The organism is Pseudomonas helvetica, assembly GCF_039908645.1.
Classification (GTDB): domain Bacteria; phylum Pseudomonadota; class Gammaproteobacteria; order Pseudomonadales; family Pseudomonadaceae; genus Aquipseudomonas; species Aquipseudomonas helvetica.
In genome coordinates, this window is sequence record NZ_CP150917.1 from 3,720,437 (window position 1) to 3,743,148 (window position 22,712).

The window sequence follows — 22,712 nt, forward strand, 5'->3', positions numbered from 1 at the left end:
CCTACAGGAAGGGGGAGCAAGGACGAGCAAAAACATTGATCCAGAGCGGTATTTCAATCGGCAAAACAGGGTAAAACGGCCCCGCGCACTACTTGCAGTAGCCGGCATGTAAGCGCAACTTTCCAGCCACCACCCCGAATAACAGTTCAAAAACCGCCGCAAACAATATTGATTATCATTTGGCGCGATTCATGTTCGTTACAACTCGCACAAAACATTATTGACGAAACCCCTGCTAATGCCCGCAACGCATGGGCTGCAGGCTTTTTGAGGTGCGCTATGTCCTTATTCTTATAAATAATTTCGCTACAGGAATTTTACTTGCTCGGTGTTTAGCCATAAAATCACCGCGATTGATTGCTGCGACATATCGTCACTGCTTTATTTCTTTTCAAGCTCAGAGACCTTTGCTCTCTGTTAAGGATTACCAGCATGCCCGAAGCGACAGGACTCATGGCCCACAACTGGGGCTTTGCCATTTTCCTTCTGGGTGTCGGCGGCCTGTGCGCCTTCATGCTCGGCGTCTCCAGCCTCCTCGGGTCAAAAGCCTGGGGCCGCAGCAAAAACGAACCGTTCGAGTCCGGCATGCTACCTACCGGTGGCGCCCGCTTGCGGCTCTCAGCCAAATTCTATCTGGTCGCGATGCTGTTCGTGATCTTCGATATCGAAGCCCTATTTCTCTTTGCCTGGTCTGTGTCCGTCCGCGAAAGCGGCTGGACCGGATTCGTCGAAGCTCTCGTTTTCATAGCAATTCTGTTGGCAGGTCTTGTCTACCTATTTCGAGTGGGCGCCCTTGATTGGGCTCCGGAAGCTCGTCGTAAGCGGCAGGCGAAGCTGAAACAATGAGGCTTTGGCGATGCAATACAATCTCACCAGGATCGACCCCGATGCTCCTAACGAGCAGTACCCGATTGGCGCACGGGAAACCGTCTCCGATCCGTTAGAAGATCAAGTCCACAAAAACATTTTCATGGGCAAGCTCGAAGACGTGCTTAACGGCACGATCAACTGGGGGCGTAAGAACTCCCTGTGGCCGTATAACTTCGGCCTTTCGTGCTGCTACGTGGAAATGACCACCGCCTTCACGGCGCCCCACGACATCGCGCGCTTTGGCGCCGAGGTTATCCGGGCATCGCCGCGTCAAGCGGATTTCATGGTTATTGCCGGAACCTGCTTCATCAAGATGGCGCCGATCATTCAGCGTCTCTACGAGCAGATGCTCGAGCCGAAGTGGGTTATCTCCATGGGTTCGTGCGCCAACTCCGGTGGCATGTACGACATCTACTCCGTCGTTCAAGGGGTGGACAAGTTCCTGCCCGTGGACGTCTACGTGCCTGGCTGCCCGCCCCGCCCTGAAGCTTTTCTGCAAGGCTTGATGCTGTTGCAGGAGTCGATTGGCCAGGAGCGTCGCCCACTTTCCTGGGTCGTTGGCGATCAAGGCGTTTACCGCGCCGAGATGCCTTCGCAAAAGGAACAGCGCCGCGAACAGCGTATTCAGGTAACCAACCTGCGCAGCCCCGACGAAGTCTGATCCAGCTCTGTTCTTACAAAGAAACGAGAAACTGGCTTCATTCTTTACGTTGACCGAAAGCGATAAAAAAACCATGACTACAGGCAGTGCTCTGTACATCCCGCCTTACAAGGCAGACGACCAGGATGTGGTCGTCGAATTGAACAATCGTTTTGGCCCTGAGGCGTTCAGCGCCCAGGCCACCCGCACCGGCATGCCGGTGCTTTGGGTTGCCCGTGCCAAACTCGTCGAAGTCCTGACCTTCCTGCGCAACCTGCCCAAGCCGTACGTCATGCTCTATGACCTGCACGGCGTGGACGAGCGTCTGCGCACCAAGCGCCAGGGTTTGCCGAACGGTGCCGACTTCACTGTGTTCTATCACTTGATGTCGATCGAACGTAATAGTGACGTAATGATCAAGGTCGCCTTGTCCGAGAGCGACCTCAGCGTGCCGACCGTGACCGGTATCTGGCCGAACGCCAACTGGTACGAGCGTGAAGTGTGGGACATGTACGGCATCAACTTTGCCGGCCACCCGCACCTGACCCGCATCATGATGCCACCGACCTGGGAAGGTCACCCGCTGCGCAAGGACTTCCCGGCCCGTGCCACCGAGTTCGACCCGTTCAGCCTGACGCAGGCCAAGCATCAGCTTGAAGAAGAGGCTGCACGCTTCAAGCCTGAAGACTGGGGCATGAAACGTTCCGGCGCCAACGAGGACTACATGTTCCTCAACCTGGGCCCGAACCACCCTTCCGCTCACGGTGCATTCCGCATCATCCTGCAACTGGACGGCGAAGAAATCGTCGACTGCGTGCCGGACGTCGGCTACCACCACCGTGGTGCCGAGAAGATGGCCGAGCGTCAGTCCTGGCACAGCTTCATCCCTTACACCGACCGTATCGACTACCTCGGCGGCGTGATGAACAACCTGCCGTACGTGCTCTCGGTCGAGAAGCTGGCCGGCATCAAGGTCCCAGAGAAGGTCGACGTCATCCGCATCATGATGGCCGAGTTCTTCCGGATCACCAGCCACCTGCTGTTCCTGGGTACGTACATCCAGGACGTCGGCGCCATGACCCCGGTGTTCTTCACCTTCACCGACCGCCAGAAGGCGTACACGGTGATTGAAGCCATCACCGGTTTCCGTCTGCACCCGGCCTGGTACCGCATCGGTGGCGTTGCCCACGACCTGCCGCGCGGCTGGCAAAAACTGGTCAAGGACTTCGTCGAGTGGATGCCAAAGCGTCTGGACGAATACCAGAAAGCCGCACTGGACAACAGCATCCTGCGTGGCCGGACCATCGGCGTCGCCGCCTACAACACCAAAGAAGCCCTGGAATGGGGCGTCACCGGTGCAGGCTTGCGTTCGACCGGTTGCAATTTCGACCTGCGCAAGGCCCGTCCGTACTCCGGCTACGAGAACTTCGAATTCGAAGTGCCGCTGGCGGCCAATGGCGATGCCTATGATCGTTGCATCGTGCGCGTGGAAGAAATGCGCCAGAGCATCAAGATCATCGACCAGTGCCTGCGCAACATGCCGGAAGGCCCGTACAAGGCGGATCACCCGCTGACCACGCCGCCGCCCAAAGAGCGCACGCTGCAGCACATCGAGACCTTGATCACGCACTTCCTGCAAGTTTCGTGGGGCCCGGTCATGCCGGCCAACGAATCCTTCCAGATGATTGAAGCGACCAAGGGCATCAACAGTTATTACCTGACGAGCGATGGCGGCACCATGAGCTACCGCACCCGGATTCGCACCCCAAGCTTCCCGCATCTGCAGCAGATCCCTTCGGTGATCAAAGGCAGCATGGTCGCGGACTTGATCGCGTACCTGGGTAGTATCGACTTCGTTATGGCCGACGTGGACCGCTAAGCATGAACAGCACGCTTATCCAGACAGACCGTTTCGCCTTGAGCGAAACCGAGCGCTCGGCCATCGAGCACGAGCTGCATCACTACGAAGACCCGCGCGCGGCGTCGATCGAAGCCCTGAAGATCGTCCAGAAGGAACGTGGCTGGGTGCCTGACGGCGCGCTCTACGCCATCGGCGAAATCCTTGGCATCCCGGCCAGCGACGTTGAAGGCGTGGCGACGTTCTATAGCCAGATCTTCCGTCAGCCAGTCGGTCGTCACATCATTCGCGTCTGCGACAGCATGGTCTGCTACATCGGTGGCCACGAGTCGGTGGTCAGCGAAATCCAGAGCAAGCTGGGCATCGGCCTGGGTCAAACCACTGCCGACGGTCGTTTCACCCTGCTGCCGGTCTGCTGCCTCGGTAACTGCGACAAGGCGCCGGCGTTGATGATCGACGACGACACATTCGGTGATGTGCAGCCTGCTGGCGTTGCCAAATTGCTCGAGGGCTACGTATGACCCTGACTTCCTTCGGCCCTGCCAACCGCATCAAGCGCAGTGCAGAGACTCACCCGCTGACCTGGCGCCTGCGTGACGACGGCGAGGCTGTCTGGCTCGACGAGTACCAGGCCAAGAACGGCTACGCCGCAGCGCGTAAAGCCTTCGCCGACATGTCCCAGGACGATATCGTCCAGACCGTCAAGGACTCCGGCCTCAAGGGTCGCGGTGGCGCAGGCTTCCCCACTGGCGTGAAGTGGGGCCTGATGCCCAAAGACGAATCCATGAACATCCGCTACCTGCTGTGCAACGCGGATGAAATGGAACCCAACACCTGGAAAGACCGCATGCTGATGGAGCAACTGCCCCATCTGCTGATCGAAGGCATGCTGATCAGTGCTCGCGCACTGAAAACCTACCGTGGCTACATCTTCCTGCGTGGCGAATACACCACCGCCGCCAAGCACCTGAACCGTGCCGTGGAAGAAGCCAAGGCTGCAGGCCTGTTGGGCAAGAACATCCTGGGCAGCGGTTTCGATTTCGAACTGTTCGTCCACACCGGCGCCGGGCGTTACATCTGCGGTGAAGAAACCGCACTGATCAACTCCCTCGAAGGCCGCCGCGCCAATCCGCGCTCCAAGCCGCCCTTCCCTGCCGCCGTTGGCGTGTGGGGCAAGCCGACCTGCGTGAACAACGTCGAAACGCTGTGCAACGTGCCGGCGATCATCGGCGACGGCGTGGACTGGTACAAATCCCTCGCTCGCGAAGGCAGTGAAGACCATGGCACCAAGCTGATGGGCTTCTCCGGCAAAGTGAAGAACCCTGGCCTGTGGGAGCTGCCGTTCGGCGTCCCTGCGCGCGAGCTGTTCGAAGACTACGCAGGCGGCATGCGCGACGGTTACAAGCTCAAGTGCTGGCAGCCAGGCGGCGCCGGTACCGGCTTCCTGTTGCCGGAACACCTGGACGCACAAATGTACGCCGGCGGCATCGCCAAAGTGGGCACCCGTATGGGTACCGGCCTGGCCATGGCGGTGGACGACAGCATCAACATGGTGTCCCTGCTGCGCAACATGGAAGAGTTCTTCGCCCGTGAGTCGTGCGGTTTCTGCACCCCGTGCCGTGACGGTTTGCCGTGGAGCGTCAAGCTCCTGCGCGCCATCGAGAACGGTGAAGGGCAAGCCGGCGACATCGAGACCCTGCTGGGTCTGGTCGGCTTCCTCGGCCCAGGCAAGACCTTCTGTGCTCACGCACCGGGTGCCGTGGAGCCATTGGGCAGCGCCATCAAGTATTTCCGTCCAGAGTTCGAAGCCGGCATCGCGCCCACCCGCGCCGCCGTCCCGCCTCTGGCAAGGCCGATCGTAGTCGGCGCTTAACGCTTTAAAAAGGCGAACGGTCCGTGCCGTTCGCCTTTCGTCCGATGACGCCTTTTCAGGCTGTTTGGATTTGGACGGATAACAAGATTCCATTAGCCACGCCCGCTGACACCGGGCCAACGAAGAACTTTGAACCATGGCCACTATCCACGTAGACGGCAAAGAGCTCGAAGTCGATGGGGCAGACAACCTGTTACAGGCATGTCTGTCGCTAGGCCTCGATATCCCTTATTTCTGCTGGCACCCCGCCCTCGGCAGCGTTGGCGCTTGCCGCCAGTGCGCCGTCAAGCAGTACACCGACGAGAACGACAAGCGTGGTCGTATCGTCATGTCCTGCATGACGCCTGCGACCGACGGCAGCTGGATCTCCATCGATGACGAAGAAGCCAAAGTGTTTCGCGCAAGCGTCGTCGAATGGCTGATGACCAACCACCCGCACGACTGCCCCGTGTGCGAGGAAGGCGGTCACTGCCACCTGCAAGACATGACGGTAATGACCGGCCACAACGAGCGCCGTTACCGCTTCACCAAGCGTACCCACCAGAACCAGCAACTGGGCCCGTTCATTTCCCACGAAATGAACCGCTGCATCGCCTGCTATCGCTGCGTACGCTTCTATAAAGACTACGCCGGCGGTACTGACCTCGGTGTATTCGGTGCCCACGACAACGTGTACTTCGGTCGCGTTGAAGACGGCACCCTCGAAAGCGAGTTCTCCGGCAACCTCACCGAGGTCTGCCCGACCGGTGTGTTCACCGACAAGACTCACTCCGAGCGCTACAACCGTAAATGGGACATGCAGTTCTCGCCAAGCATCTGCCATGGCTGCTCCAGCGGTTGCAACATCAGCCCGGGAGAGCGTTACGGCGAACTGCGTCGCATCGAAAACCGCTTCAACGGTTCGGTGAACCAGTACTTCCTGTGCGACCGTGGCCGTTTCGGCTATGGCTACGTCAACCGCGAAGATCGTCCACGTCAGCCACTGCTGGCCAACGGCGCGAAGCTGAGCCTCGACGAAGCGCTGGATAAAGCCGCTGACCTGCTGCGCGGTCGCAACATCGTCGGTATCGGTTCGCCGCGTGCCAGCCTTGAAAGCAACTACGCCCTGCGCGAACTGGTCGGTGCCGAGCACTTCTACTCGGGCATCGAAGCTTCCGAGCTTGAGCGTATTCGCCTGGTCATGCAGGTACTGAAAGACAGCCCGCTGCCGATCCCGAACATGCGCGACGTCGAAGACCACGACGCGATTTTCGTCCTCGGTGAAGACCTGACCCAAACCGCTGCGCGCATGGCCCTGGCCCTGCGTCAATCGGTCAAAGGCAAAGCCGAAGACATGGCCGACGCGATGCGCGTTCAGCCTTGGCTCGACGCTGCGGTGAAAAACATCGGCCAGCACGCGCTGAACCCGCTGTTTATCGCAAGCCTGGCCGAAACCAAGCTCGACGACGTGGCTGAAGAATGTGTTCACGCCGCTCCAGACGACCTGGCACGTATCGGTTTCGCCGTGGCTCACGCCCTCGACGCCAGCGCTCCAGCCGTTGAAGGCCTGGACAGCGAAGCTCTCGAACTGGCTCAACGCATCGCCAACGCCCTGCTCGCGGCCAAGCGCCCACTGATCATCGCCGGTACTTCGCTGGGCTCCAAAGCCCTGATCGAAGCGGCGGCGAACATCGCCAAAGCCCTGAAGCTGCGCGAGAAGAACGGTTCCATCAGCCTGATCGTGCCAGAGGCCAACAGCCTCGGCCTGGCCATGCTCGGCGGCGAATCGGTCGATGCAGCCCTGCAAGCGGTGATCGAGGGTAAAGCCGACGCCATCGTGGTGCTGGAAAACGATCTGTACACCCGCACCGACAAAGCCAAGGTCGATGCGGCCCTGACCGCCGCCAAAGTGGTGATCGTTGCCGACCATCAGAAAACCGCTACCAGCGATCGCGCACACCTGGTTCTGCCAGCTGCCAGCTTCGCTGAAGGCGACGGTACGCTGGTCAGCCAGGAAGGCCGCGCCCAGCGCTTCTTCCAGGTCTTCGACCCGACTTACCTCGATGCAAGCATCCTGGTTCACGAAGGCTGGCGCTGGCTGCATGCCCTGCGCGCAACCCTGCTGAACCAGCCGATCGACTGGACCCAACTGGACCACGTCACCGCGGCCTGCGCTTCGAGCACTCCACAACTGGCCGGCATCGTCAACGCCGCACCGTCCGCTTCGTTCCGGATCAAAGGCCTGAAACTGGCCCGCGAACCGCTGCGTTACAGTGGCCGGACCGCCATGCGCGCCGACATCAGCGTGCACGAGCCGCGTACATCCCAGGACAACGACACCGCGTTCTCGTTCTCCATGGAAGGTTACTCGGGCTCGGTCGAACCGCGTCAGCAAGTGCCATTCGCCTGGTCGCCGGGCTGGAACTCGCCGCAAGCCTGGAACAAGTTCCAGGACGAAGTCGGTGGTCACCTGCGTGCCGGTGATCCGGGTGCTCGCCTGATCGAAAGCCAGGGTGATTCGCTGAACTGGTTCGCCAGTGTTCCGCGTGCATTCAATCCGGCTCAAGGCACCTGGCAGGTTGTGCCGTTCTATCACCTGTTCGGCAGCGAAGAGAACTCTTCGAAAGCCGCTCCGGTCCAGGAACGCATTCCGGCTGCTTATGTGTCGCTGGCCAAGTCCGAAGCCGATCGTCTGGGCGTCAATGACGGTGCCATGCTGAGCTTGAACGTTGCCGGCCAGACCCTGCGTCTGCCACTGCGCATCAACGAAGAACTGGGCGCTGGCCTGGTGGCGCTGCCTGCGGGTATCGCCGGCATTCCACCGGCAATCTTTGGCAAATCCGTTGACGGTCTGCAGGAGGCAGCGCAATGACCTTGTTCACTCCTGAAGTGATCGACATCATCATCGCGGTGCTCAAGGCCATCGTGATCCTGCTCGCCGTAGTGGTCTGCGGCGCGCTGTTGAGCTGGGTCGAGCGTCGTTTGCTCGCCCTCTGGCAGGACCGTTACGGTCCGAACCGCGTCGGCCCGTTCGGCGCGTTCCAGATCGCGGCCGACATGATCAAGATGTTCTTCAAGGAAGACTGGACGCCGCCGTTCGCCGACAAGGTGATTTTCACCCTGGCGCCGGTCGTGGCCATGAGCGCCTTGCTGATTGCCTTCGCGATCATCCCGATCACCCCGACCTGGGGTGTCGCGGACCTGAACATCGGCATCCTGTTCTTCTTCGCCATGGCCGGTCTGTCGGTCTACGCGGTGTTGTTCGCCGGCTGGTCGAGTAACAACAAGTTCGCCCTGCTGGGCAGCTTGCGGGCCTCGGCACAAACCGTGTCGTACGAAGTGTTCATGGGCCTGTCGCTGATGGGCATCGTGATCCAGGTCGGCTCGTTCAACATGCGCGACATCGTTGATTACCAGGCCCAGCACCTGTGGTTCGTCATTCCGCAGATCTTCGGTTTCCTGACCTTCTTCATTGCCGGCGTCGCCGTGACTCACCGTCACCCGTTCGACCAGCCGGAAGCGGAGCAGGAACTGGCCGACGGTTACCACATTGAATACGCCGGCATGAAATGGGGCATGTTCTTCGTCGGCGAGTACATCGGCATCGTGTTGATTTCGGCGCTGCTGGTAACCTTGTTCTTCGGTGGCTGGCACGGTCCGTTCGGCATTCTGCCGCAGATCCCGTTCATCTGGTTCGCACTGAAAACCGCGTTCTTCATCATGTTCTTCATCCTGCTGCGCGCCTCGATTCCGCGCCCACGGTATGACCAAGTGATGGACTTCAGCTGGAAGTTCTGCCTGCCGCTGACCCTCGTCAACATGCTGGTGACCGCTGCGATCGTGTTGCTCAACACGCCCGCCATCGCGGCTCAGTGAGGATAGAGAATCATGAAGTATATTTTTGACATCGTGCATGGCTTCTTCACCCAGCTTCGCAGCCTGGTGATGATCTTCGGCCATGCCTTCCGCAAGCGCGACACGCTGCAATATCCGGAAGAGGCGGTGTACCTGCCGCCGCGCTTTCGTGGACGTATCGTCCTGACCCGCGACCCCGATGGTGAAGAGCGTTGCGTTGCCTGCAACCTCTGCGCCGTGGCATGCCCGGTCGGTTGCATCTCGCTGCAGAAAGCCGAAACCGAAGACGGTCGCTGGTACCCGGAGTTTTTCCGTATCAACTTCTCGCGCTGCATTTTCTGTGGCCTCTGCGAGGAAGCCTGCCCGACCACCGCGATCCAGCTGACACCGGATTTCGAAATGGCCGAGTTCAAGCGTCAGGACCTGGTTTACGAGAAAGAAGATCTGCTGATCTCCGGCCCCGGCAAAAACCCTGACTACAACTTCTATCGTGTTGCAGGTATGGCCATTGCTGGCAAGCCGAAAGGCTCCGCGCAGAATGAAGCCGAACCGATCAACGTGAAGAGCTTGCTGCCTTAAGGAAGAAAGATGGAATTCGCTTTCTATTTCGCGTCAGGAGTTGCCGTTGTGTCCACGCTTCGCGTGATCACCAACACCAATCCTGTACACGCCCTGCTCTACCTGATTATTTCGCTGCTCGCCGTGGCGATGACCTTTTTCAGCCTCGGTGCGCCATTTGCCGGTGTACTGGAAGTGATCGCCTACGCCGGCGCCATCATGGTGCTGTTCGTGTTCGTGGTGATGATGCTGAACCTCGGCCCCGCCTCGGTTCAGCAAGAGCGCGTCTGGCTCAAGCCCGGCATCTGGGCGGGTCCCGTTGTACTGGCTGCGCTGCTGCTGGCTGAACTGCTGTATGTGCTGTTCAGCCATTCCAGCGGCAGCGGCGTCGGCCACACCACCGTAGACGCCAAGGCCGTGGGCATCAGCCTGTTCGGTCCTTATCTGCTGGTGGTCGAACTCGCCTCGATGCTGCTGCTCGCCGCAGCCGTCACGGCGTTCCATTTGGGCCGCAACGAGGCGAAGGAGTAACTTTATGCCTGCTATCCCTCTCGAACATGGTCTGGCGGTTGCCGGCATCCTGTTCTGCCTCGGTCTGGTTGGCCTGATGGTCCGCCGCAACATTCTTTTCGTGCTGATGAGCCTGGAGGTCATGATGAATGCCTCCGCACTGGCGTTCATCGTTGCCGGTAGCCGTTGGGGCCAGCCGGATGGACAGATCATGTTCATCCTGGTGATCAGCCTGGCAGCTGCCGAGGCCAGTATTGGCCTGGCGATTCTGTTGCAGCTGCATCGCCGCTTCCACACTCTCGATATCGACGCTGCCAGCGAGATGCGCGGATGAACCTTCTCTATCTGACTTTCGTATTCCCCCTGATCGGTTTCCTGCTGCTTTCGTTCTCACGCGGGCGCCTCTCGGAAAACCTCTCGGCGCTGATCGGCGTCGGCTCCGTCGGCCTCTCGGCGATCGTTGCTGCCTATGTGATCTGGCAGTTCAACGTCGCGCCGCCTGAAGGCGGTCACGTCACCCAGGTGTTGTGGCAGTGGATGTCGGTAGGCGACTTCAAGCCGAACTTCGCCCTGTACCTGGATGGCCTGTCCGTGACTATGCTCGGTGTGGTCGTCGGCGTGGGCTTCCTGATCCACCTGTTCGCGTCCTGGTACATGCGCGGTGAAGACGGTTACTCGCGCTTCTTCGCGTACACCAACCTGTTTATCGCCAGCATGCTGTTCCTGGTGCTGGGCGATAACCTGTTGTTCCTGTACTTCGGTTGGGAAGGCGTGGGCCTGTGCAGCTACCTGTTGATCGGTTTCTACTACAGCAACCGCAACAACGGTAACGCCGCACTCAAAGCCTTCATCGTCACCCGTATCGGTGACGTGTTCATGGCCATCGGCCTGTTCATCCTGTTCCAGCAGTTGGGCACGCTGAACATTCAAGAGCTGCTGGTCAAAGCGCCTGAGCACTTCAAGACCGGCGACTTCTGGATCGTCATGGCGACCCTGATGCTGCTGGGTGGCGCTGTCGGTAAATCCGCGCAACTGCCGCTGCAAACCTGGCTGGCGGATGCGATGGCCGGCCCTACCCCGGTTTCGGCACTGATCCACGCCGCGACCATGGTGACCGCCGGTGTCTACCTGATCGCCCGTACCCACGGTCTGTTCGCCCTGGCACCGGATATCCTGCACCTGGTCGGCATCGTCGGCGGTGTGACCCTGGTGCTCGCCGGTTTCGCAGCCCTGGTCCAAACCGACATCAAACGTATCCTCGCCTACTCGACCATGAGCCAGATCGGCTACATGTTCCTGGCGCTGGGCGTAGGTGCCTGGGAAGGCGCGATCTTCCACCTGATGACTCACGCATTCTTCAAGGCGCTGCTGTTCCTTGCTTCCGGTTCGGTGATCGTTGCCTGCCACCACGAACAGAACATCTTCAAGATGGGCGGTCTGTGGAAGAAACTGCCACTGGCCTACACCAGCTTCATCGTCGGCGGCGCGGCCCTTGCGGCCCTGCCACTGGTGACCGCAGGTTTCTACTCGAAAGACGAAATCCTCTGGGAAGCCTTCGCCAGCGGCAACCACGGTCTGCTCTATGCAGGTCTGGTGGGTGCCTTCATGACGTCGCTGTACACCTTCCGCCTGATCTTCATCGCGTTCCACGGTGAAGTGAAGACCGAAGCCCATGCCGGCCACGGCATCGCCCACTGGCTGCCACTGTCGGTGCTGATCGTACTGTCGACCGCCATTGGCGCGATGATCGTTCCGCCACTGCACGGCGTACTGCCAGAAAGCGTTGGGCATGCCGGCGGCGAAGCCAAGCACAGCCTGGAACTGGCCTCGGGCGCTATCGCCCTGTCCGGTATCCTGCTGGCCGCGCTGCTGTTCCTCGGCAAGCGTCGCTTCGTCACCGCCATCGCCAACAGCGGCATCGGCCGTCTGCTCTCGGCCTGGTGGTTCGCGGCCTGGGGCTTCGACTGGATCTACGACAAACTGTTCGTCAAGCCGTACCTTGCGATCAGCCACATGCTGCGCAAAGACCCGTTCGACCAAACCATCGGTTTGATCCCGCGGATGGCCAAAGGGGGTCACAACTCCCTGAGCCGTACCGAAACAGGTCAACTGCGTTGGTACGCCGCCTCGATGGCTGCTGGTGCCGTGCTGGTTATCGGCGCTGTCGTGCTGGTAGCGGTCTGATATGAACCTTGCGAACTTGCGAAAGGAAACGAGCCCGTCATGATTTTGCCATGGCTAATCCTGATCCCCTTCATCGGCGGCCTGCTGTGCTGGATGGGTGAGCGCTTCGGCGCTACCCTCCCCCGCTGGATTGCGCTGATCACCATGTCCCTGCTGCTCTCCCTCGGCCTCTGGCTGTGGGCCCACGGTGACTATTCATTTGCTCCGGCGCCTGGCGCCGATCAGACCTGGGCGCTTGAGTTCAAGCATGTCTGGATCGAGCGCTTCGGCATCAACGTGCACCTGGCCCTCGACGGCCTGTCGCTGTTGATGATCATGCTGACCGGTCTGCTGGGTGTCCTCTCGGTACTCTGCTCGTGGAAAGAGATCCAGCGTCATGTTGGCTTCTTCCACCTGAACCTGATGTGGATCCTGGGCGGTGTCGTCGGCGTGTTCCTGGCCCTCGACCTGTTCATGTTCTTCTTCTTCTGGGAAATGATGCTGGTGCCGATGTATTTCCTCATCGCGCTCTGGGGTCACAGTTCTTCGGACGGCAAGAAAACCCGGATCTACGCGGCGACCAAGTTCTTCATCTTCACTCAGGCCAGCGGCCTGATCATGCTGGTGGCGATCCTGGGTCTGGTACTGGTCAACTTCAACAGCACGGGCGTGATTACTTTCAACTACGCCGACCTGTTGAAAACCAAGATGTCGCTGACCACCGAGTACGTTCTGATGCTTGGCTTCTTCATCGCCTTCGCGGTGAAGCTGCCGGTGGTGCCGTTCCACTCCTGGCTGCCGGATGCTCACGCACAGGCACCGACTGCGGGTTCCGTTGACCTGGCCGGTATTCTGCTGAAGACCGCTGCGTACGGTCTGCTGCGTTTCGCCCTGCCGTTGTTCCCGAATGCGTCGGCCGAGTTCGCGCCGTTCGCCATGGCCCTGGGCCTGGTCGGGATCTTCTACGGTGCGTTCCTGGCGTTCGCCCAGACCGACATCAAGCGTCTGGTTGCGTACTCCAGCGTTTCGCACATGGGCTTCGTGTTGATCGGCATCTACTCCGGCAGCCAGTTGGCCCTGCAAGGCGCAGTGATCCAGATGCTCGCGCACGGCCTGTCGGCAGCGGCACTCTTTATCCTCTGCGGCCAGCTCTACGAGCGCACCCACACTCGCGACATGCGTGAGATGGGCGGCCTGTGGTCGAAGATCGCCTACCTGCCTGCCATCAGCCTGTTCTTCGCTGCAGCTTCGCTGGGCTTGCCGGTGACCGGTAACTTCGTCGGTGAATTCCTGATCCTGATCGGCACCTTTGCCAGCGCGCCGTGGGTCACCGTGATCGCGACTGCCGGCCTGGTGTTCGGTTCGGTCTACTCGCTGATCATGATTCACCGTGCCTACTTCGGTCCGTCCAAATCGGACGCCGTGCTGCATGGCATGGATACTCGCGAAATGATCATGGTGGTTGGACTGGCGGCACTGCTGATTTACATCGGCGTCTACCCGCAACCGTTCCTCGATACCTCTGCCGCGACGATGCATGGCGTGCAGCAATGGTTCGGTACCGCCTTCACTCAACTCGCTTCGGCCCGGTAAGAGCGCTATGGACTTTACGATTCAACACTTTATCGCGCTTGCGCCATTGTTGATCACCAGCGCCACGATCATCGTGGTGATGCTGGCGATCGCCTGGCGCCGCAACCACTCGCAGACCTTCCTGCTGTCGGTCGCGGGTCTGAACCTGGCCTTGCTGTCGATCCTGCCAGCTTTGAAAGTCGCGCCTCTGGCCGTGACGCCCTTGCTGCAGATCGACAGCTTTGCCTGCCTGTACATGGCGCTGATCCTGGTCGCCACCCTCGCTTGCGTCACTCTCGCCCATGCCTACCTCGGCGAAGGCGGTACGGGTTACCCGGGCAACCGTGAAGAACTGTACCTGCTGATCCTGATGGCTGCCGCCGGTGGCCTGGTTCTGGTCAGCGCGCAGCACCTGGCCGGGTTGTTCGTCGGTCTGGAACTGCTCTCGGTACCGGTCTACGGTCTGGTGGCCTATGCCTTCTTCAACAAGCGCTCACTGGAAGCCGGCATCAAGTACATGGTGCTGTCGGCAGCCGGTTCGGCGTTCCTGTTGTTCGGTATGGCCCTGCTCTACGCCGAAGCCGGCACCCTGAGCTTCAGCGGCATCGGCCACGCCCTTGCGGCCACCGGACTGCCAAGCCCGCTGGCGCAGATGGGCCTGGGCATGATGCTGATCGGCCTGGCGTTCAAGCTGTCGCTGGTACCGTTCCACCTCTGGACGCCGGACGTCTACGAAGGTGCCCCGGCACCGGTAGCAGCGTTCCTGGCCACTGCCTCGAAAGTTGCCGTGTTCGCGGTCATGGTGCGTTTGTTCCAGATCTCGCCAGTGGCCAGCAGCGGTGTGTTGAGCACCGTGCTGACCGTGATCGCGATTGCCTCGATCCTGTTCGGTAACCTGTTGGCACTGACCCAGAGCAACCTCAAGCGTCTGCTGGGTTACTCGTCCATCGCGCACTTCGGTTACCTGCTGATCGCCCTGGTGGCGAGCAAGGGTCTGGCGATGGAAGCCATCGGCGTTTACCTGGTCACCTACGTGATCACCAGCCTCGGTGCTTTCGGCGTGATCACCCTGATGTCCTCGCCGTACAAAGGCCGTGACGCTGACGCACTGTACGAGTACCGCGGCCTGTTCTGGCGTCGTCCGTACCTGACCGCTGTTCTGACCGTGATGATGTTGTCGCTGGCCGGCATCCCGCTGACCGCAGGCTTCATCGGCAAGTTCTACATCATCGCCACCGGTGTCGAATCTCACCAATGGTGGCTGGTCGGCTCCCTGGTACTGGGCAGCGCCATCGGCGTCTTCTACTACCTGCGCGTGATGGTCACCCTGTACCTGATCGAGCCAAACCTGCGTCGCGTCGACGCCCAGCTGCACTGGGAACAAAAGGCAGGCGGCGTGATGCTGCTGGCCATCGCAGTGCTGGCGTTCTTCCTCGGCCTGTACCCACAGCCGTTGCTGGCACTGGTTCAGCAGACTGGCCTGGCGGGTTGATCGCTTAAGCGATACGCAGCAGAAAACACAAACGGCACCTTCGGGTGCCGTTTTTGCGTCTGGGGGACTGCTCTCCCCTTTCTCGGAATATGCCTGCAAAGAGACCGGTGGCAGCTGACATCCGGCTGATGCAACCAAGCGCTAAGGTGAGTGACGGGCTATCAGGAGCATTCAATGAAACAGGATATTTTTTCAGACGTGGTCGAAGGTTTTAAATGCCTGGCGACTGAGCAACAACGCAACATTCTGGTAAGGGGTACTCCCGAATCGCCAGCACCCTCAAAAACCTCTCGACCTTTCACCGCTAACTCGACACATGACAACGCGACCTATTGTCCGCTCACCTTTGCCTACCCCAAAAATTCTGGCTATATTTGTCCAGAATATTGGAGGGGCATCATGATCATCGTTCCGTTAGGTGAAGCAAAAAACAATTTGTCCAAACTGGTCGATGACGCTGCTTCCGGACAGATCATCACGATCGCTAAACATGGCCGAGCCCTTGCCCGCCTTGTTCCCGTGGGAAAACCCTCCGGACGGCGCATCGGAGCGATGAAAGGCAAACTGACCCTGCCTGAAGACTTTGATGCGCCGCTACCGGATGAGATGTTGGACGCATTTGAAGGGACTCCTGGATGAGGGTCTTACTCGATACACATATTCTGCTTTGGACTCTCAGTGATGATCCAAAACTATCCGGCAGAGCCAGAAAACTCATTGAGAGCGCCGCTGAGATTTACATCAGCGCAGCTACTTTCTGGGAGATGGCGATCAAGGTTGGGCTGGGAAAGCTAAGCGTTGATTTGGAAGAGGTTCGAGAATACTGCCTCGAAAGCGGTTTCATAGAGTTGCCTGTCACTTCAGAACACGCCATTGCAGTGAAAGACCTCGAACATCACCATCGCGATCCGTTCGATCGCCTTATTGTTGCAACTGCAATCACAGAACCAATGAAGCTACTCACCGCCGACCCTTTAGTCGCCAAATACACATCACTCGCTATTTTGGTTTAACTGGTTCTATCTCAACAAAGATTACGTCCATCAAACAAAAACCCGCACTAGGCGGGTTTTGTTTTTAGCTCAAGCAGGCTTCAGTCAGCCAGGCGCCAGGTCGTGCCGCCCTTGCCGTCTTCCAGCACCACACCCATGGCGGTGAGCTGGTCGCGGATGCGGTCCGACTCGGCCCAGTCCTTGTTGGCACGGGCGGTCAGGCGCGCCTGAATCAGCGCCTCGACTTCTGCTGCATCAACCCGGCCTTCAGCGCCGGCTTGCAGGAAGTCATCGGCTTCAAGCTGCAACACGCCAAGCACACTGGCCAGTTCTTTCAGGCGTGCCGCCAGACCTGCCGCTGCATTCAGATCGCTCTCACGCAGACGGTTGATCTCGCGCACCATCTCGAACAGCACCGCGCAGGCTTCCGGCGTGCCGAAGTCGTCGTTCATCACCTGGGTGAAACGTTCGACAAAGGCTTCGCCACCGGCGGCCGGAACCGTCGGCAAGCCTTTCAGCGCGTGGTAGAAACGCTCCAGAGCGCCTTTGGCGTCCTTGAGGTTGTCTTCCGAGTAGTTGATCGCGCTGCGGTAGTGACTCGATACCAGCAGGTAGCGCACGACTTCCGGGTGGTACTTGTCGAGCACGTCGCGAATGGTGAAGAAGTTGTTCAAGGACTTGGACATCTTCTCGCCATTGATGCGAATCATCCCGCAATGCATCCACGCGTTGGCGTAGGTCTTGCCGGTGGCCGCTTCGCTCTGGGCGATTTCGTTTTCGTGGTGCGGGAACTCAAGGTCGCTGCCGCCGCCATGAATATCGAAAGTCTCGCCAAGGCAGCAGGTCGACATCACCGAGCATTCGATGTGCCAGCCCGGACGCCCGGCGCCCCATGGCGATTCCCAGCTCGGCTCACCCGGTTTGGCGGCTTTCCACAAGACGAAGTCCAGCGGGTCCTGTTTCGACTCGTCGACTTCGATGCGGGCGCCGATGCGCAGGTCTTCGATTTTCTTGCGCGACAGCTTGCCGTAGCCCATGAACTTGGCGACGCGGTAGTACACGTCGCCGTTACCCGGCGCGTAGGCGTAGCCCTTGTCGATCAGGGTCTGGATCATCGCGTGCATGCCGGCAATGTGGCCGGTGGCGCGCGGCTCCATGTCCGGCTTGAGGATGTTCAAGCGCGACTCGTCTTCGTGCATTGCCGCGATCATGCGCTCGGTCAACGCTTCGAACGACTCGCCGTTTTCACGGGCGCGGTTGATGATCTTGTCGTCGATGTCGGTGATGTTGCGCACATAGGTCAGGTCGTAACCGCTGAACCGCAACCAGCGGGTCACCAGGTCGAACGCGACCATGCTGCGGCCGTGGCCCAGGTGGCAGTAGTCGTACACGGTCATCCCGCAGACGTACATGCGCACCTTGTTGCCATCCAGCGGCTTGAAGACTTCTTTGCTCTTGGTGAGCGTGTTGTAGATCGTAAGCACGATTGTTCCTTAAGACTTGATCACTGGCCCCACGAATCACGCAGGGTCACGGTACGGTTGAATACCGGAGCGCCCGGTTTCGAGTCCTTGATATCCGCGACGAAGTAACCTTCGCGCTCGAACTGGAAACGGTCTTCCGGCTGTGCATTGCCCAACGAGGGTTCAGCACGACAACCGGTGAGGACTTGCAGTGAGTCAGGGTTGATGTTGTCCAGGAAACTGGCGCTGTCTTCGGCCTTCTCCGGGTTCGGAGAACGGAACAGGCGATCGTACAGACGCACTTCGCACTCGACGCTGGCCGCGGCCGGCACCCAGTGAATCACGCCTTTGACCTTCCGGCCTTCAGGGTTCTTGCCCAGGGTTTCAGGGTCATACGAGCAACGCAGTTCGACGATGTTGCCATCGGCATCCTTGATCGCTTCGTCGGCACGGATCACGTAGCTGCCGCGCAGGCGCACTTCACCGGCAGGCTCCAGGCGCTTGTAGCCCTTCGGCGGCTCTTCCATGAAGTCTTCACGGTCGATGTAGATCTCACGGGCGAATGGCAGAACACGCACGCCCATGTCTTCTTTCGGGTGGCACGCCAGTTCGAGGTTTTCGACCTGACCTTCCGGGTAGTTGGTGATCACGACTTTCAGCGGACGCAGTACGCACATGGCGCGCGGGGCGCTGTGGTCAAGGTCGTCACGGATGCTGAATTCGAGCATGCCGAAGTCAACCACGCCGTCGGAACGGTTGGTGCCGATCATTTCGCAGAAGTTGCGGATCGATTTCGGCGTGTAGCCACGACGACGGAAACCCGACAGCGTGGACATGCGCGGATCGTCCCAGCCATTGACGTGCTTTTCATCGACCAGCTGCTTGAGCTTGCGCTTGCTGGTGATGGTGTAGTTCAGGTTCAGACGGCTGAACTCGTACTGACGCGGGTGCGCCGGTACTGGCAGGTTGTCGAGGAACCAGTCGTACAGCGGACGATGGCTTTCGAACTCCAGGGTGCAGATCGAATGGGTGATGCCTTCGATGGCGTCCGACTGACCGTGGGTGAAGTCATAGTTCGGGTAAATGCACCACTTGTCACCGGTCTGGTGGTGATGGGCATGACGGATGCGGTACATGATCGGGTCGCGCAGGTTCATGTTCGGCGAGGCCATGTCGATCTTGGCCCGCAGCACGCGTGCGCCGTCCTTGAACTCGCCGGCCTTCATGCGGGCGAACAGGTCGAGGTTTTCCTCAACCGAGCGGTCGCGGAACGGGCTGTTCTTGCCCGGCTCGGTCAGGCTGCCACGGTATTCCTTGGCTTGTTCAGGGGTCAGGTCGTCGACGTAGGCCTTGCCCGCCTTGATCAGCTCGACCGCCCACGCGTGCAACTGGTCAAAATATTGCGAGGCATAGCGCACTTCACCGGACCACTCAAAGCCCAGCCACTTGACGTCGCTTTCGATGGCGTCGATGTATTCCTGGTCTTCCTTGGCCGGGTTGGTGTCGTCGAAACGCAGGTGCGTCACGCCACCGAACTCCTGGGCCAGGCCAAAGTTCACACAGATCGACTTGGCGTGACCGATGTGCAGGTAGCCGTTGGGCTCAGGCGGGAAACGGGTGACGATCTGCGTGTGCTTACCCGAGTCCAGATCCGCCTGGATGATCGGGCGCAGGAAATTGACCGGCACGGCAGGGCCAGTCTTGGAATTCGAGGTGGGGTCGACAGTCGGCTTGCTCATAGGATCCTTGAACGTACAAGTGCGTGGCCAGAATAAAGGGCCTGACAAAACAAAGCCGCTATCATAGCCGATGCGGTCAAGCGCCTGACAGAGCAGGCCCTAAAACTGCTGCTTTTAATCCACTGGATATGAAAAACAGCCTCGAAATTCGCGACCATCACGCTAAACTGCGCACCTTGGCGATTTTTTGCCAAACAGGCAGGGGCTCGCACGCGTCTCGCAGCGCCCCGAAAGCCACGAATTCCTTGAAAACGTTTCTCCTTAAAAGAGTATCGATCATGACTCAAGTCAAACTGACCACCAACCACGGCGACATCGTCCTGGAACTGAACGCCGAGAAAGCCCCGATCACCGTGGCCAACTTCATTGAATACGTTAAAGCCGGCCACTACGAGAACACTGTATTCCACCGTGTCATCGGCAACTTCATGATCCAGGGCGGCGGTTTCGAGCCAGGCATGAAGGAAAAGAAAGACAAGCGTCCAAGCATCCAGAACGAAGCTGACAACGGTCTTTCCAACGACAAGTACACCGTCGCCATGGCCCGCACCATGGAGCCGCATTCGGCTTCCGCACAGTTCTTCATCAACGTCGCTGACAACAGCTTCCTCAACCACAGCGGCAAAACCGCACAGGGCTGGGGCTACGCGGTATTCGGTAAAGTGGTTGCAGGCACTGACGTTGTCGACAAGATCAAAGGTGTTTCGACCACCATGAAGTCCGGTCACCAGGACGTACCAGCAGACGACGTGATCATCGAGAAAGCCGAGATCATTGAGTGATATTGCTGATTTCAGATTTACATCTGGAAGAGGAGCGCCCGGACATTACCCGGGCGTTTCTGGATTTGCTCGCCACCCGCGCCCGTTCGGCGCAAGCGCTGTACATTCTTGGCGACTTTTTCGAGGTGTGGATTGGCGACGACGCCATGAGCCCCTTCCAACGCTCCATCTGCCAGGCCCTGCGCGAACTTAGCGACAGCGGCACGGCAATCTTTCTGATGCACGGCAATCGTGATTTTCTGCTCGGCAAGGCCTTCTGCAAAGCAGCCGGCTGCACCCTGCTCAAGGATCCGAGTGTCGTGCAACTTGCAGGTGAGCCGGTGCTGTTGATGCACGGCGACAGTCTGTGTACCCGCGACGAAAGCTACATGAAACTGCGCCGTTACCTGCGCAACCCCATCAGCTTGTTCATCCTGCGCCATCTGCCGCTGCGCACCCGCCGCAAACTGGCGCGTAAGCTACGCAGCGAAAGCCGCGCGCAAACCCGGATGAAAGCCAACGACATCGTCGATGTGACCCCCGAGGAAATCCCGCGGATCATGCAGCAATACGGCGTGAAAACCCTGGTCCACGGCCACACCCACCGCCCCGCCATCCACAAATTGCAGATTGGCGAGCAAGCCGCCAAGCGCATTGTGCTGGGGGATTGGGATCGCCAGGGGTGGGCGTTGCAGGTGGATGAGCAAGGGTTTCAGCTGGCGGCGTTTGATTTTGTGAACCCGCAGCTGGCGTTGCCAGGTAGCTGAGCGGCCCGTAAACACCACAACTCAGCCCGTAGCAGCTGTCGAGCTTGCGAGGCAGCTGCTACGTCCCCTCATCCCCCTTATCAATGTCCGCTCGCCTCCGGCCCCGCCTTCGCCGCAAACGGCGGCTTGGCCAGCCACACCAGCAGAATCAATCCCATAAAGCCCCAGCCCAGCAGCGTGAAGTAATCCACGGTGGAGAGCATGTACGCCTGGCTGGTCAGCAGGTGGTCAAGCTGCGCATACGCCGGATTGCCCGCCCCGCCCAGCGTATTCAGCGTGTCCCGGGTTGCCGGATCAAACGTGCTGAGGCTTTCACTCAGGTAAGCGTGATGCTGATCAGCGCGACGGATCCAGATCCAGGTGGTCAGCGATGCCGCAAAACTGCCGCCCAGGGTCCGCAGGAATGTTGCCAGCCCCGCGCCGTCGGCGATCTGATGCGGTGGCAGGTCCGACATCAGAATGCTCAGGGTCGGCATGAAGAACAGCGCTACGCCAATCCCCATGAACAACTGCACCAGTGCCACGTGCTGGAAGTCCACCTCATTGGTGAAGCCGGCGCGCATGAAGCAGCTCAGGCCAATTGCCAGGAACGCCAGCCCGGCCAGCAGCCGCAGGTCGAACCGGTGCGCGTACTTGCCGACAAAGGGCGACATCAGCACCGGCAGAATACCGATCGGCGCCACTGCCAATCCGGCCCAGGTCGCGGTGTAGCCCATCTGGGTTTGCAGCCACTGCGGCAGAATCAGGTTGATACCAAAGAACCCGGCGTAACCGAAGACCAACACGATGGTGCCGATGCGGAAGTTGCGATAGGCAAACAGCCGCAGATTCACCACCGGGTGCTTGTCGGTCATCTCCCAGATCACGAACACCGCCAGCGCAATCACCGAAATAGCCGCACCGATAATGATGAAGTTCGACTCGAACCAGTCCAGGTCATTGCCTTTGTCGAGGATGATCTGCAACGCGCCGACACCAATGATCAGGGTCAACAGACCGATGTAATCCATCGGCTGACGACTGATGACCACCGGACGCTCCTTGAGCTGCTGCTTGACCACCATCACCGCGAACACGCCAATCGGCACGTTGATGAAGAAAATCCACGGCCAACTATAACTGTCGGTAATCCAGCCACCGAGTATGGGACCGGCAATCGGTGCGACCACCGTGACCATCGCCAATAACGCCAGGGCCATCCCCCGTTTCGCCGGCGGATAAACCGCAATCAGCAGCGTCTGGGTCATCGGATACAACGGCCCCGCCACCAACCCTTGCACCACGCGGAAGCCGACCAGTTCGGGCATCGAGGTCGAGATACCGCAGAGGAACGACGCCAGCACGAAGAGAATGGTCGCCCACAGAAACAGCTTCACTTCGCCAAAACGCCGACTCAACCAACCGGTCAGCGGCAGCGCGATGGCGTTGCTCACGGCGAACGAGGTGATGACCCAGGTGCCCTGCTCCGAACTCACGCCCAGGTTGCCGGAAATAGTCGGCAAGGCCACGTTGGCGATGGTGGTGTCGAGCACCTGCATGAAGGTCGCCAGCGACAGGCCAATGGTGCTGAGCACCAGGCTGGGCGGTTTGAAAGACGCGTTAGTACTCATCGCGAATCCT

20 protein-coding genes are annotated in these 22,712 nt (G+C 59.6%); 17 read left to right on the forward strand and 3 right to left on the reverse strand.

All coding sequences use genetic code 11. The features are described 5' to 3' along the window. Nucleotides 1-432: 432 nt before the first annotated feature. The 15 genes from AABM55_RS17160 to AABM55_RS17230 all read left to right on the forward strand — a co-directional run bounded on the left by AABM55_RS17160 (nucleotide 433) and on the right by AABM55_RS17230 (nucleotide 16,383). Nucleotides 433-846, forward strand: coding sequence for an NADH-quinone oxidoreductase subunit A (locus AABM55_RS17160; protein WP_007905050.1), 414 nt, complete (start codon nucleotides 433-435; stop codon nucleotides 844-846). A gap of 10 nt (nucleotides 847-856) precedes the next feature. Continuing rightward, complete coding sequence (locus AABM55_RS17165) at nucleotides 857-1,531, forward strand: NADH-quinone oxidoreductase subunit B family protein (protein WP_019689823.1); 675 nt, start codon at nucleotides 857-859, stop codon at nucleotides 1,529-1,531. A 73-nt stretch (nucleotides 1,532-1,604) separates the two neighbouring features. Continuing rightward, nucleotides 1,605-3,389 (forward strand): NADH-quinone oxidoreductase subunit C/D, encoded by a 1,785-nt coding sequence (nuoC, locus tag AABM55_RS17170; RefSeq protein WP_054598365.1) that lies wholly within the window; start codon nucleotides 1,605-1,607, stop codon nucleotides 3,387-3,389. A gap of 2 nt (nucleotides 3,390-3,391) precedes the next feature. Beyond that, nucleotides 3,392-3,889 carry an NADH-quinone oxidoreductase subunit NuoE gene (gene nuoE / locus AABM55_RS17175; protein WP_007970445.1) on the forward strand — a complete coding sequence of 166 codons (498 nt, stop codon included), beginning with the start codon at nucleotides 3,392-3,394 and terminating at the stop codon, nucleotides 3,887-3,889. After that, complete coding sequence (nuoF, locus tag AABM55_RS17180) at nucleotides 3,886-5,241, forward strand: NADH-quinone oxidoreductase subunit NuoF (protein ID WP_347927081.1); 1,356 nt, start codon at nucleotides 3,886-3,888, stop codon at nucleotides 5,239-5,241. The genes nuoE and nuoF overlap by 4 nt, the downstream gene beginning before the upstream one ends. Before the next feature lie 136 nt (nucleotides 5,242-5,377). Next, nucleotides 5,378-8,092, forward strand: coding sequence for an NADH-quinone oxidoreductase subunit NuoG (gene nuoG / locus AABM55_RS17185; RefSeq protein ID WP_347927082.1), 2,715 nt, complete (start codon nucleotides 5,378-5,380; stop codon nucleotides 8,090-8,092). After that, nucleotides 8,089-9,096, forward strand: coding sequence for an NADH-quinone oxidoreductase subunit NuoH (gene nuoH / locus AABM55_RS17190; protein ID WP_019689819.1), 1,008 nt, complete (start codon nucleotides 8,089-8,091; stop codon nucleotides 9,094-9,096). The genes nuoG and nuoH overlap by 4 nt, the downstream gene beginning before the upstream one ends. Nucleotides 9,097-9,105: 9 nt before the next feature. Continuing rightward, complete coding sequence (gene nuoI / locus AABM55_RS17195; protein ID WP_123583619.1) at nucleotides 9,106-9,654, forward strand: NADH-quinone oxidoreductase subunit NuoI; 549 nt, start codon at nucleotides 9,106-9,108, stop codon at nucleotides 9,652-9,654. A gap of 9 nt (nucleotides 9,655-9,663) precedes the next feature. Beyond that, complete coding sequence (nuoJ, locus tag AABM55_RS17200) at nucleotides 9,664-10,164, forward strand: NADH-quinone oxidoreductase subunit J (protein WP_347927083.1); 501 nt, start codon at nucleotides 9,664-9,666, stop codon at nucleotides 10,162-10,164. 4 nt (nucleotides 10,165-10,168) lie between these two features. After that, nucleotides 10,169-10,477, forward strand: coding sequence for an NADH-quinone oxidoreductase subunit NuoK (gene nuoK / locus AABM55_RS17205; RefSeq protein WP_054597859.1), 309 nt, complete (start codon nucleotides 10,169-10,171; stop codon nucleotides 10,475-10,477). Beyond that, on the forward strand, nucleotides 10,474-12,327 hold the full coding sequence (gene nuoL, locus AABM55_RS17210) for an NADH-quinone oxidoreductase subunit L (protein ID WP_103319882.1): 1,854 nt from the start codon (nucleotides 10,474-10,476) through the stop codon (nucleotides 12,325-12,327). The genes nuoK and nuoL overlap by 4 nt, the downstream gene beginning before the upstream one ends. Before the next feature lie 39 nt (nucleotides 12,328-12,366). Beyond that, nucleotides 12,367-13,899, forward strand: coding sequence for an NADH-quinone oxidoreductase subunit M (gene nuoM, locus AABM55_RS17215; RefSeq protein ID WP_054597861.1), 1,533 nt, complete (start codon nucleotides 12,367-12,369; stop codon nucleotides 13,897-13,899). A gap of 7 nt (nucleotides 13,900-13,906) precedes the next feature. Beyond that, nucleotides 13,907-15,370, forward strand: a complete 1,464-nt coding sequence (gene nuoN, locus AABM55_RS17220) for an NADH-quinone oxidoreductase subunit NuoN (protein ID WP_019689813.1) — start codon at nucleotides 13,907-13,909, stop codon at nucleotides 15,368-15,370. A 174-nt stretch (nucleotides 15,371-15,544) separates the two neighbouring features. After that, a complete protein-coding gene (locus AABM55_RS17225) occupies nucleotides 15,545-16,009 on the forward strand; it encodes a type II toxin-antitoxin system Phd/YefM family antitoxin (protein ID WP_237142943.1) in 465 nt (154 codons plus the stop codon). Further along, on the forward strand, nucleotides 16,006-16,383 hold the full coding sequence (locus AABM55_RS17230; RefSeq protein ID WP_103319884.1) for a type II toxin-antitoxin system VapC family toxin: 378 nt from the start codon (nucleotides 16,006-16,008) through the stop codon (nucleotides 16,381-16,383). Before AABM55_RS17225 ends, AABM55_RS17230 begins: the two co-directional genes overlap by 4 nt. A gap of 80 nt (nucleotides 16,384-16,463) precedes the next feature. On the opposite strand, the gene cysS is transcribed toward AABM55_RS17230, so the two are convergent. Further along, nucleotides 16,464-17,846 carry a cysteine--tRNA ligase gene (gene cysS, locus AABM55_RS17235; RefSeq protein ID WP_019689810.1) on the reverse strand — a complete coding sequence of 461 codons (1,383 nt, stop codon included), beginning with the start codon at nucleotides 17,844-17,846 and terminating at the stop codon, nucleotides 16,464-16,466. A gap of 20 nt (nucleotides 17,847-17,866) precedes the next feature. Then, nucleotides 17,867-19,564: a glutamine--tRNA ligase/YqeY domain fusion protein gene (locus tag AABM55_RS17240; protein ID WP_054597863.1), complete on the reverse strand. Its 1,698-nt coding sequence runs from the start codon at nucleotides 19,562-19,564 to the stop codon at nucleotides 17,867-17,869. Between the two features lie 278 nt (nucleotides 19,565-19,842). Between AABM55_RS17240 and AABM55_RS17245 the strand changes: the two genes are divergently transcribed. Together AABM55_RS17245 and AABM55_RS17250 are read left to right on the forward strand one after the other, a co-directional pair. Further along, nucleotides 19,843-20,346, forward strand: coding sequence for a peptidylprolyl isomerase (locus AABM55_RS17245; RefSeq protein WP_054597864.1), 504 nt, complete (start codon nucleotides 19,843-19,845; stop codon nucleotides 20,344-20,346). Continuing rightward, nucleotides 20,343-21,092 (forward strand): UDP-2,3-diacylglucosamine diphosphatase, encoded by a 750-nt coding sequence (locus AABM55_RS17250; protein ID WP_054597865.1) that lies wholly within the window; start codon nucleotides 20,343-20,345, stop codon nucleotides 21,090-21,092. Before AABM55_RS17245 ends, AABM55_RS17250 begins: the two co-directional genes overlap by 4 nt. Nucleotides 21,093-21,172: 80 nt before the next feature. Here the strand turns inward: AABM55_RS17250 and AABM55_RS17255 are convergent, their stop codons facing one another. Continuing rightward, entirely contained in the window at nucleotides 21,173-22,702 is a 1,530-nt protein-coding gene (locus tag AABM55_RS17255; protein WP_347927084.1) for a DHA2 family efflux MFS transporter permease subunit, read from the reverse strand. Nucleotides 22,703-22,712: the final 10 nt, after the last annotated feature.